We start from the raw sequence: 10,844 nt of genomic DNA on the forward strand, positions 1-10,844 counted from the left end.
TGGTAGGCGAGGCGCAGGTTATAGGTCGAGTCGGCCTTGAAGTTGGTGTCAAGGTTGATACCGTAGCGGAGGTAATCGGGTCCCCAACTCTTCTCGAGTGGCGTCACGCGCAGGATGTTGCGGTCGCGCTCGGTGAGTATTTGGTAATCGACGTGCTCGTAATAGCCATCGCCATAGGTCCGCAGCAGATCGGCATTGATTCTGCTCGGGTCGACCGGATCACCCGGCTTGAGCTCGATATGCTGTTCAACCATCGTCGGGTTGACCCGTTGGAGTCCGGCGATCTGGATTTCATGAACCTTCGGCGCTTCGCGTCGGGCCATCTGGAACTGCCCGGCCCAGACGGCATAAGCGGCTTCGCTGACGGCCAGCGGGCGCAGGCGGTCGGCAACTGCTTCAGTCGCCAGCACGCCGCGATCGGCGGTTTCCGAGGTGCGTTTGAAGTCGCCCGCGCTGACCCCTTCCAGGTCGGGTTTGATGTAGATGTCAGTTGGTTTGAGCATGGCCAGCGAGCGGGTAACGTTCTGCTCGGTCAGGATATTCACCATCTGCGCCGCAACGCTCAGCAGCCCGCTGATCTCGTCGGCCTTCAGCAGCGGCGAGCCAACGTTGACGGCAATGACGATGTCGGCCTGGCAACGCATACGCGCTTCGTCGATCGGCACGTTGTCCACCAGACCGCCATCGACCAGCTTTTTTCCCTTGGCTTCGACCGGCGACATCAGACCGGGAACCGACATGCTGGCGCGCATCGCGGTGGTCAGGCTACCGCTGCGAAAGACCATCCGTTCACCATGTACGATGTCCGTGGCAATGATCGAGAGCGGCAACGGCAGTGCCTCGATTTCCCGTTCTCCATGGTAATCACCTACCAACTGGTTAAAAAACAGTTTGATCTTCTGCCCCGTCACCACCCCGGTCTGATACTTCAGTCCATCCGCACCGACGCCGGTTTCCGAAGCCGGCAGGAAGTGCTTTTCCAGGGCCTTCTTGCGATAATTCCGCTGCGAGTACGGTGGGTCGTCCTGGAACAGGTCATCCCAGTCGGCTTTTGCCAGTTCCTTCCGCATCATTGCCGGCGTGAGCCCGGCAGCGTAGGCACCGGCCACCAATCCGCCCATGCTGGTGCCGGCAACGCAGTCCACCGGCACGCGCATTTTCTCGAGCACTTCGAGGACGCCGATGTGTGCCGCGCCACGCGCGCCACCACCGCCGAGAACCAGGCCGACGCGCGGCCGGGCAGGATTTTGGTCGTCGGCGCTGGCGTTGGCCAGCAGGCCAGCGACGAGCAACCCCAGCAACAGGTGCCGGCAGGGCATTACGTTCATGATTTCTCCAACTTTTCAATACTTCGGACTGGCAAGCTAAGCTACCCCTACGGTCCTGTGGTCGTCGAAGGAGTGGAGCTGAGAATGGTCAGCACCGCCTGTGCGTGTTCGGCAGCATCGCGACCGAGGCTGGTCAGATAACCGCCGTCAACCAGCGTCAGTAGTCCCTTGGCGTGCAGCCGCCGGGTTGCCGCGATGATTGCCGGGTTGGCGGTCTTGTGAATCTTGATTCCCTGCTGGGTGCTGCCGAGATCGAAGAAGACCAGGGTGTTGAGCTCATCGACCAGATCGGTTGTAAAAGGCATGGTGATTCCTCGTTGGTCGAAACCAGTGGTGACCGTGGGGCGCCATTCTAACGCGGTAACGCGGCGGGCCGCTGCAACTCTCAGGAACTGCACGCACGCCACACGCTGGGCGAACCGGCTCCAGGCGGCGGACGCGGCTGATGTCTCGCGGGCGCATCAGCTCCCCATATCACGGCGATGGCTCGCTCGGTTGCCGGACATTTTTTCATTCTCATCATCGTCTTCCTTGCTCTGCCGATCCAGGGTCTGCTGCAGGTCGTCGAGATCCTTTCGATTCTGCCGCAAAAAGAAGACCATCCCCCACGCCAAAGCCGCGGCGACCACTGCGACCAACGCCAAGGCACCCCAGTCGAGACTGGCCAGCAATCCGGAATCCATGATTTCTCCTCTCCACGACTGCAACCATTATCCCTCTTGCCGCCAATCAGCGCAGCATCTTCGGCCTGGATCTTTGGCCTGGATCTTTGAGGATATGGCCAACGACAGCGAAATCAATTATCCTCGACCCTCCAGAACATAATTAAAGATGGAGTTTGAAGGATGACCAACAAAGGGCAACTCTTACAAGACCCGTTTCTCAACACCCTGCGGCGTGAGCGGGTGCCGGTTTCGATCTACCTGGTTAACGGTATCAAGCTGCAGGGCCAGGTCGATTCGTTCGACCAGTATGTGGTCCTGCTCAAGAACTCGGTGACCCAGATGGTCTACAAACATGCGATCTCGACGGTCGTTCCGTCACGCCCGATCACCATCCATCAGGATACCGACAACGAGGCATGATGCACTCCGCATTATCCCGGGCCGGCTCACCGCCACGGCGGACAGCCGCATCGAGACCCTTCTTCTCCTGCCACCCACTAACGGCTGCGGCTTGCGACAGGCTCTCCTAGATCTTCGGCATGATTGAGCGCGCGACCGCCGAAGAACGAGCGGTCATCGTCCAGCTCGACTTTGGTCGTGAAGACCTTGCCGAGCAGCTTGCCGAAGTCCGGTTGCTGACCCGGTCAGCCGGTGCGGCGGTCTGTGCCGTCGTGCAGGGGCGTCGCCACAGCCCGGATGCGGCGACCTATGCCGGCAAAGGCAAGGTCGAAGAAGTGGCTGCCGAAGTCGCCGCGCATGCCGCCGACCTGGTCATCTTCAATCACGAACTCAGCGCCGGCCAGGAACGCAACCTGGAGCGCGCGCTGCAGTGTCGCGTCATCGACCGGACCAGTCTGATCCTCGACATCTTCGCGCAGCGGGCACAAAGTTCAGAGGGCAAACTGCAGGTCGAACTGGCACAGCTCGAACACCTGGCAACACGACTGGTGCGTGGCTGGACCCACCTGGAGCGACAGAAAGGGGGGATCGGTCTGCGTGGTCCGGGAGAAACGCAGCTCGAAACCGACCGTCGCCTGCTCGGTATCCGCGTCAAGCTGCTCAGGGAACGCCTGGCCAGGCTCGAACGCCAGCGTGGCGTGCAACGCAAGGCGCGCGGCCGGGACAAGTTGCTGAACGTATCGCTGGTGGGTTACACCAATGCCGGCAAGTCGACACTGTTCAATGCACTGACGCATGCCGGCGTCTTTGCCGCCGACCAGTTGTTCGCCACCCTGGATACGACGACGCGTAAATTGTGGCTGGCCGAAGTCGGTCATATCGTGCTTTCCGATACCGTTGGCTTCATCCGCGATCTGCCGCATTCGCTGGTGGCCGCTTTCCACGCCACGCTCGAAGCGACAGCCGAAGCGGACCTGCTGTTGCACGTCGTCGATTCGGCGAGTCCGGCACGCGACGACCAGATCGCCGACGTCAACAAAGTTCTGGCGGAGATCGGCGCTGCTGATGTGCCGCAACTGACGGTGCAGAACAAGCTCGATCTGACCGGGCTGCCGCCGGCGGTCGAGCGTGATGAGTATGGTAGAATCTGGCGCGTTCGCCTGAGTGCTGTCTCCGGAGATGGTTTACCCCTGCTGCGTGCAGCGCTCGCCGAGCTGGCCCTGGCGAAGACGCGAGACTGGCAGGAATTACGGGACAGCCGCGCGCGGGCAGCCGGCGCGGCGGCTGCGCAGGATGTCGACAGGATTCTCGATTCAGATGGTTCCCCATGATTTATAGCCTTGGAGTACTTATGTCGCTCAATGACCCACAGTGGGGCAATCGCGGCAACGATGGTGGCGGTGACAAGCGGCCCAACCAGGGTCCGCCCGACCTCGAACAGTTATGGCGTGACCTCAATCGCAAGCTGTCGGGGATTTTCGACAAACGGCGTGCTGGCGGCAATCATGGCGGTGATCGCGGTGACCTGCGTCCGCCGATCCAGTTCAACAACCGTTTCCTCGGCGGCGGCATTGGCCTGCTTCTGGCGCTGGTCGTGGTGGTCTGGCTGGCCAGCGGTTTCTACATTGTCGACGCCTCGCAAAGAGGCGTCGTGCTGGAGTTCGGCCGCTACAAGGAAAGTACCGACCCAGGTTTGCGCTGGCGACTGCCCTACCCGATCCAGGCGCATGAACTGGTCAACATCTCCGGTGTGCGCACCATCGAGATCGGTTATCGCGGCAGCGAAAAAAACAAGGTGCTCAAGGAAGCACTGATGCTGACTGACGACGAGAACATCATCAACATCCAGTTCGCCGTGCAATGGTTCCTGAACGACCCCGTCGAATACGTCTTCAACAACCGGCATCCGGACGACGCGGTGATGCAGGTCGCAGAGACGGCGATTCGCGAAATCGTCGGCAAGAACAAGATGGACTTCGTCCTCTACGAGGGTCGCGAGCAGGTCGCGGTCAATGCCGCAAAGCTGATGCAGGAGATTCTCGACCGTTACAAGACCGGTATTCTGATTTCCAAGGTCACGATGCAGAACGCGCAGCCGCCGGAGCAGGTGCAGGCGGCATTCGATGATGCGGTCAAGGCTTCGCAGGACCGTGAGCGCCAGAAGAACGAAGGCCAGGCCTATGCCAATGACGTCATCCCGAAGGCCCGCGGAACATCCGCACGCCTGCTCGAGGAAGCGGAAGGTTACAAGAAGCGCGTCATTGCCACGGCCGAGGGCGATGGCAGCCGTTTCCGGCAGATCTACACGGAATACGCCAAGGCGCCGGAAGTGACGCGCAGTCGCATGTATCTCGATACCATGCAGCAGGTCTATGCCGGCACCAGCAAGGTGCTGATCGACGCCAGGGGACAGGGGAACCTGCTTTACCTGCCGCTCGACAAGCTGCTGCAGGCAGCCGGAGCCGCGACCGCGGCGGCGCCTGCCGCAGGCAGCCAGGAGCTGCCGGCAGCGGCACGGCCGGCGCCGGTCGCTTCCAGCGAGGTGCCGCCACAGGTGGTCGAGAAAAACGAAACACGTTCGCGTGAGACGCTACGGCAGCGTGATCGGGAGTCTCGCTGATGAAAGCAAGCATGAATATCGTTGCGGCCGTTTTCGTGGCCGTGCTGGTGGTGCTCGGAGCGACCATTTTTACGGTTGACCAGCGTCAATACGCCATCATCTTTCAGCTCGGTGAAGTCCGCAACGTCATCGAGGAACCCGGCCTGTATTTCAAATGGCCATTGATCCAGAACGTTCGCTATTTCGACAAGCGCATCCTCACCCTGGACAGCACCGAACCCGAACGCTTCATCACTTCGGAAAAGAAGAACGTGCTCGTCGATTCCTTCACCAAGTGGCGAATCGTCGATCCCAAGCTCTACTACATTTCGGTCGCCGGTGATGAAGGACGCGCCAAGACGCGGCTGACACAGACCGTCAATGCCGGCCTGCGCGAGGAATTCGGCAAGCGCACCGTGCATGATGTGGTCTCCGGCGAGCGCGACAAGATCATGGCCCAGATGCGCGAGAAGGCCGACCTCGACGCCCGCAAGATTGGCGTGCAGATCGTCGATGTGCGCGTCAAGCGTGTCGAACTGCCCAGCGACGTCAGCGAATCGGTGTATCGCCGCATGGACGCAGAACGCAAGCGGGTGGCCAACGAATTGCGTTCTCAGGGTGCCGCCGAGGCCGAGAAGATTCGCGCCGACGCCGACAAACAGCGTGAGGTGATCGTTGCCGAGGCTTATCGCGATGCACAGAAGATGAAGGGTGAGGGCGACGCCAAGGCATCGGCAATCTATGCGCAGGCTTTTGAAGGCAGCCCGGAGTTCTACGCTTTCTATCGCAGCCTCGAAGCCTATCGCAACAGCTTCAAGGGCAAGAATGACCTGATCGTCGTCGAGCCCAACTCCGATTTCTTCAAGTATATGAAGAGCATCAGCCGAAGTGGCGACAAAGCCGGCAAATGATCAATCACCTGCTGCTTGCCTTTGCCCTGATGCTGGTGCTTGAAGGGCTGTTGCCATTCGTGGCGCCGAACGCCTGGCGTGAAACCTTCCGGCGTCTGATCCGCTTTTCCGACGGGCAAATCCGCTTCATCGGCCTGACCTCGATGCTGGTCGGGCTGGTATTGCTGATGATTTTCCGATGAACTGGCTACTGCCCGAACATATCGCCGATGCCCTGCCGTCAGAAGCCGTGCAGATCGAGCGGCTGCGCCGGATACTGCTGGATCTGTTCCGCGTGCATGGTTATGAACTGGTGATGCCACCGCTGCTCGAATACCTGGATTCCCTGCTCACTGGCTCCGGGCACGATCTGCGGCTGCGGACCTTCAAGCTGGTCGACCAGTTGTCGGGACGCACGCTCGGCGTACGCGCCGACATCACACCGCAGGTTGCCCGCATCGATGCCCACCTGCTCAATCGCCAGGGGGTGGCGCGACTGTGCTACTGCGCCAGCGTGCTGCATACCCTGCCGGCGTCGCTGACCGCGAGTCGCGAGCCGATCCAGCTCGGGGCCGAACTGTATGGCTACACCGGCGTCGCCGCCGACCGTGAAGTGATTCGCCTGATGGCCGCCGCGCTCGACGCTGCCGGCGTCCCGGCTGCGCGTATCGATCTCGGCCATGTCGGCGTTTTTCGTGCACTGGCGGCAGCGTCCGGCCTGGAGGCCGAGCTCGAGGAGGCGCTGCTGCAGTTGCTGCAAGCCAAGGACGTGCCGAGTCTGCGCGAGCCTTGCCGCAAGCTCGATGAACCTCTGCGTTCTGCGCTGCTGGCGCTGCCGGACCTCTATGGTGGCGTCGAAACGCTTGCCGCGGCTGCCGGGGCGCTGCCTCCCTTGCCGGAAATCACTGCCGCGCTGGAAACCTTGCGGCAGTTGCAGGCATCGCTGCCCGATCTGCCGCTATCGTTCGACCTCGCGGACCTGCGCGGCTACCACTATCACAACGGCGTGGTCTTCGCTGCCTATTGTCCTGACTTCTCGAGTGCCATCGCACGCGGCGGGCGTTATGACGGCGTCGGCAGGGCTTTCGGCCGCGCCCGGCCAGCTACCGGCTTTTCGATGGATTTGCGCGAACTGGCACGGCTGGCGGCAAGTGTCACACAACCCGGAGCGATTCTGGCACCTGCTGCTGCAGCCCGGACCACATTGGCGGCAGCGATTGCCGCGCTGCGTGCGCAGGGTGAAATCGTTGTCGAAGCTCTGCCCGCCGAGGTGCGCAGTGAAGGGCCACGGTGCGACCGTCAACTGGTCGAACGTGACGGGCAATGGCTTGTTGAAGCAATTACAGGGACGGATCGCGGGAATGGCTAAGAATGTGGTAGTCGTTGGGACACAATGGGGTGACGAAGGCAAAGGCAAGATCGTCGACTGGCTGACCGATCATGCCAAAGGTGTCGTTCGCTTCCAGGGTGGCCACAACGCCGGGCACACGCTGGTGGTCGGCGACCAAGTCTACAAGCTTAACCTGGTTCCCTCGGGAATCGTCCGGGCAGGCGTCGATTGCTTCATCGGCAATGGTGTCGTACTCGACATCCACCATCTGATCAGCGAGATCAAGGCCCTCGAGGCGGGCGGCATCGACGTCCGTTCGCGGCTCAAGATCAGTCCGGGCTGTCCGATCATCTTGCCTTATCACGCGGCTCTCGATCATGCACGCGAGGCGGCGAAGTGTGCGGATTTGCGGATCGGCACCACCGGCAAGGGGATCGGCCCGGCGTATGAAGACAAGGTGGCGCGGCGGGCGCTGCGGATCTATGACCTGTTCTATCCGGATCGCTTTGCCGAACGGCTGAAGGACAATCTCGACTACCACAACTTCGTGCTGACCCGCTATTTCGGGGCCGCAGCGGTCGATTTCGATGCCGTTCTCGCGCAGGCAATGGCCGATGCCGAGGAGATCAAGCCGCTGGTCACCGACGTCTCGGCGGCGCTGCATGCGATCAACCAGGCGGGCCAAAATCTGCTCTTCGAAGGCGCGCAAGGCGCCTTGCTCGACATCGATCACGGCACTTATCCCTTTGTCACCTCGTCGAACTGTGTAGCCGGCCAGGCTGCCGCCGGTTCGGGAATCGGTCCGGGAATGCTGCACTACGTGCTTGGAATCACCAAGGCGTATTGCACGCGCGTCGGTGGCGGTCCCTTCCCGAGTGAACTGGACATCGAGACCGCCGGTCTGCCAGGGCACCAGATGTCACAAAAAGGGCATGAATTTGGTACCGTCACCGGGCGCAAGCGGCGTTGCGGCTGGCTCGATGCGGCAGCACTCAAGCGTTCGATTCAGATCAACGGCATCACCGGTCTATGCATCACCAAGCTCGACGTGCTGGATGGTCTGTCGGAGCTGAAGATTTGTGCCGCCTATCGGCTTGACGGAAAACTCGTCGAGCGGCTGCCGATGGGCGCCGACGAGGTCGCTGCCTGTCAGCCCGTGTTCGAGACCCTGCCCGGCTGGTCCGGGTCCACGGTCGGAGCCAGCACGATGGAGGCGCTGCCGGTAGCCGCGCGGGCCTATCTGGCGCGCATCGAAGAACTCTGCGGGATTCCGATCGACATCATCTCGACCGGGCCGGAGCGTGCCGAGACAGTGCTTCGCCGGCATCCTCTGGGCGAACCGGCATAGCCGCCGTCGGTCATAACCAACGAGAGGATCGGGCTTCGTCATCGTACAGGCCGAGATCCCAATCGGTAGGCACTCGATTCCCGTCGGCGCGGGAAGGGTGCAGCCAGAACTTTGCGGGAGGTGAACATGGGCATTCTCGATTGGTTCAAGAATCGACCGGCGCAATTCGACCCGGATGGCGTCTCCGAAGAGATGCTGCGAGCCGCGGTCGACAAGGCCATCACCCTGACCAACCCGCGTCTGGGCGTGCTGCCTTCCTGCCACCGCCGCCTGACACCAGCCGTCGAGACGACGATCGAATTCATCCGCACCTTGGTGAAGGGCCTGCCCGATGTGCACCCCCTGTCGTCGTCGACCTGGGCGGCCGACCCGGCTTTGCGGGCATTCTTTGTCGCACCGACGGATATCCCGATGCTGCTCGGGCGATCCGACAATCTGCGCACCCTGTTCGACAAGTTCCCCGAGATCGACGAGGCCTACCTGATCCTCGGCATGGCGTTCAACGAACAACGGATCTTCGGAATGGCGCTGCAAGGCGGCATGGTGCAGCGCGATGTGGTGCAAACCAGCGTCAGCTTCTCGGATCATCGTGCGCATCTCTGCGGCCGCAATGAGTCTCGCTTGCGGCGTGTCGTGGGGGTACAGGTTTTCGAGTACCTGCTGGCTCAAGCCCTGGACGAGATCGGCGAGAATCGCGTCGAAAGACAGGAACTGGAAGGCAACCGTTCGCTGATCCGGGCACGCCTGCGCCTGCTGCAGCAACAGGGACCGGGCCTCGGCTCGATGTTCGGGTCGCCACCCGAGGCACGTAGCGAGCAAGCCAGGCTGGAGGCGGAGCTGCTGGAAAACGAACGGCAGCTGCAAGCCATCGGTGGCGGTGAGACGGCACTGGAAGCAGAACTCGAATGCCTGCAGGCAGTGCTCGAAAACCCCGGTCGCTATCTGAGCGTCGAACAGAAGCAGTTGCGACTGACCACGATGAATGTCGTGACCGAGAAAACGAGCAGCGAAGTGGCTGCCGAAGTCGATTTCGCCATCGCCGAGCTGACCGGTACCCAGAAAGTGCGCAGGGCTTTCGTGCTGGGACGCGTCGCACGCAGCGAACTGCCGTCTCCGGTAAAAATCAATTTTGACGATGCCGCGCGATATCTCTGAGACACCTCCGGCCGCTCGTGGCGTTGGCACCGATCAAACGGTCATGACTTTGCAAGACACCCCGATGATGAAAGTCATGACCGTTTCCCTCTCCCCCCCGACCCCTCCTCCACGAGGGGGAGGGAAGATTCGTGAGTCGCTCGCGACTTTCATCGTAACCGCCACCGCCGGTCGCAGCATCATGCTGCGACCAGGCGTTCCCGACGCGCGCAGCGATCCCATCCCCGTTGCCCATACCTGCTACAGGTCAAGTCATGCCCCGAATACAGATCGAACTACCCGTAAATTTTGCCTTTTCGACCGAGATTCCGCTCTATCTCAGTCACATGAACTACGCTGGCCACCTCGACAACGCCGCGCTGCTCTCGGTGGTGTCCGAGGCACGAGCACGCTTCTTCCAGTCGCTCGGCTATAGCGAACTCGATGTCGAAGGGCTTGGCATCGTGATCGCCGACGCAGCGCTGCAGTACAAGTCCGAGGCCTTTCACGGCGAGGTGATGATCGTTTTGATGACCACCAGCGATTTCAGCAGCAAGGGCTGTGACCTGTTGTGGTGTATGCGGGAAAAGGTCAGCCAGCGCGAGGTTGCACGTGGCAAGACTGGAATCGTCTTCTTCGACTACGCTGCGCGCAAGGTGGCTGCCGTACCCGACCATTTCCGCGCGCGTGCCGAATGCTTTCCGATCGCCCCCCGCTAACGGTCATGCTCTGCCTTTACCCCCACGCATGGGGGAGGGGAGACTCGTGAGTTGCTGACACGACTTTCACAGTAACCATCCCCCGGCAAAGCCGGGGGCTTTCATTGTCGATCACAAGGTTAAAACCACCGGCTTTAGCCGGTCAGCTTTAATGTGAAAGAAGCCCCTCGGAAGGCGAACGAAGGCCTGACCGGCGCCGGTCATGACGATGAGTTGGCCTGAATCAAGCGGTTGCGGGGATGAAGCCGAAGCGAGTCAGAGCCTTGATCCAGCGGGAAGCGTTGCGCTGCACGGAGATCTGCTCAACGTCGACACCGGGCAAGGTTTGCAGTAGTGCCAGTGCATTTTTCTCGCTCGCCAACTCACTGAGCAGGCGGGCGTCGAAACGGGCGATGCGCGCTTCCCGTTCTTCGATAGGCCGCAACAGTTCGT

At 61.3% G+C, this 10,844-nt stretch carries 12 protein-coding genes and 1 pseudogene; 9 read left to right on the forward strand and 4 right to left on the reverse strand.

Going from position 1 to position 10,844, the window contains the following annotated elements; genetic code table 11:
• From V5B39_RS19840 to V5B39_RS19850, 3 genes are all read right to left on the reverse strand, one after another.
• Positions 1 to 1,328, reverse strand: a 1,328-nt coding sequence (locus V5B39_RS19840) for a patatin-like phospholipase family protein (protein WP_332344571.1), incomplete at its 3' end; no start/stop codon positions are given.
• Positions 1,329 to 1,375: 47 nt separating this feature from the next.
• On the reverse strand, positions 1,376 to 1,633 hold the full coding sequence (locus V5B39_RS19845) for a TIGR02647 family protein (protein WP_332344572.1): 258 nt from the start codon (positions 1,631 to 1,633) through the stop codon (positions 1,376 to 1,378).
• Between the two features lie 156 nt (positions 1,634 to 1,789).
• A complete protein-coding gene (locus V5B39_RS19850; RefSeq protein WP_332344573.1) occupies positions 1,790 to 2,011 on the reverse strand; it encodes a hypothetical protein in 222 nt (73 codons plus the stop codon).
• 162 nt (positions 2,012 to 2,173) lie between these two features.
• Here V5B39_RS19850 and hfq point away from each other — a divergent pair, with 162 nt between their 5' ends.
• The 9 genes from hfq to V5B39_RS19895 all read left to right on the forward strand — a co-directional run bounded on the left by hfq (position 2,174) and on the right by V5B39_RS19895 (position 10,412).
• Positions 2,174 to 2,413, forward strand: coding sequence for an RNA chaperone Hfq (hfq, locus tag V5B39_RS19855; protein WP_332344574.1), 240 nt, complete (start codon positions 2,174 to 2,176; stop codon positions 2,411 to 2,413).
• 119 nt (positions 2,414 to 2,532) lie between these two features.
• Entirely contained in the window at positions 2,533 to 3,723 is a 1,191-nt protein-coding gene (hflX, locus tag V5B39_RS19860) for a GTPase HflX (protein WP_332344575.1), read from the forward strand.
• A 20-nt stretch (positions 3,724 to 3,743) separates the two neighbouring features.
• A complete protein-coding gene (hflK, locus tag V5B39_RS19865) occupies positions 3,744 to 5,012 on the forward strand; it encodes an FtsH protease activity modulator HflK (protein WP_332344576.1) in 1,269 nt (422 codons plus the stop codon).
• Between the two features lie 11 nt (positions 5,013 to 5,023).
• Positions 5,024 to 5,902, forward strand: a complete 879-nt coding sequence (gene hflC / locus V5B39_RS19870; RefSeq protein ID WP_432432136.1) for a protease modulator HflC — start codon at positions 5,024 to 5,026, stop codon at positions 5,900 to 5,902.
• Positions 5,899 to 6,084, forward strand: a complete 186-nt coding sequence (locus V5B39_RS19875) for a DUF2065 domain-containing protein (RefSeq protein WP_332344577.1) — start codon at positions 5,899 to 5,901, stop codon at positions 6,082 to 6,084. The genes hflC and V5B39_RS19875 overlap by 4 nt, the downstream gene beginning before the upstream one ends.
• A complete protein-coding gene (locus V5B39_RS19880; RefSeq protein WP_332344578.1) occupies positions 6,081 to 7,250 on the forward strand; it encodes an ATP phosphoribosyltransferase regulatory subunit in 1,170 nt (389 codons plus the stop codon). Before V5B39_RS19875 ends, V5B39_RS19880 begins: the two co-directional genes overlap by 4 nt.
• Complete coding sequence (locus tag V5B39_RS19885) at positions 7,243 to 8,559, forward strand: adenylosuccinate synthase (RefSeq protein ID WP_332344579.1); 1,317 nt, start codon at positions 7,243 to 7,245, stop codon at positions 8,557 to 8,559. Before V5B39_RS19880 ends, V5B39_RS19885 begins: the two co-directional genes overlap by 8 nt.
• Positions 8,560 to 8,685: 126 nt before the next feature.
• Positions 8,686 to 9,714 carry a hypothetical protein gene (locus tag V5B39_RS19890; protein ID WP_332344580.1) on the forward strand — a complete coding sequence of 343 codons (1,029 nt, stop codon included), beginning with the start codon at positions 8,686 to 8,688 and terminating at the stop codon, positions 9,712 to 9,714.
• A gap of 254 nt (positions 9,715 to 9,968) precedes the next feature.
• A complete protein-coding gene (locus V5B39_RS19895) occupies positions 9,969 to 10,412 on the forward strand; it encodes an acyl-CoA thioesterase (protein WP_332344581.1) in 444 nt (147 codons plus the stop codon).
• A gap of 307 nt (positions 10,413 to 10,719) precedes the next feature.
• Here V5B39_RS19895 and V5B39_RS22325 read toward each other — a convergent pair.
• Positions 10,720 to 10,844, reverse strand: a pseudogene (locus V5B39_RS22325) (IS110 family transposase); the annotation flags it as partial.

Origin of the sequence: Accumulibacter sp. (assembly GCF_036625275.1) — a bacterium.
GTDB lineage: Bacteria > Pseudomonadota > Gammaproteobacteria > Burkholderiales > Rhodocyclaceae > Accumulibacter.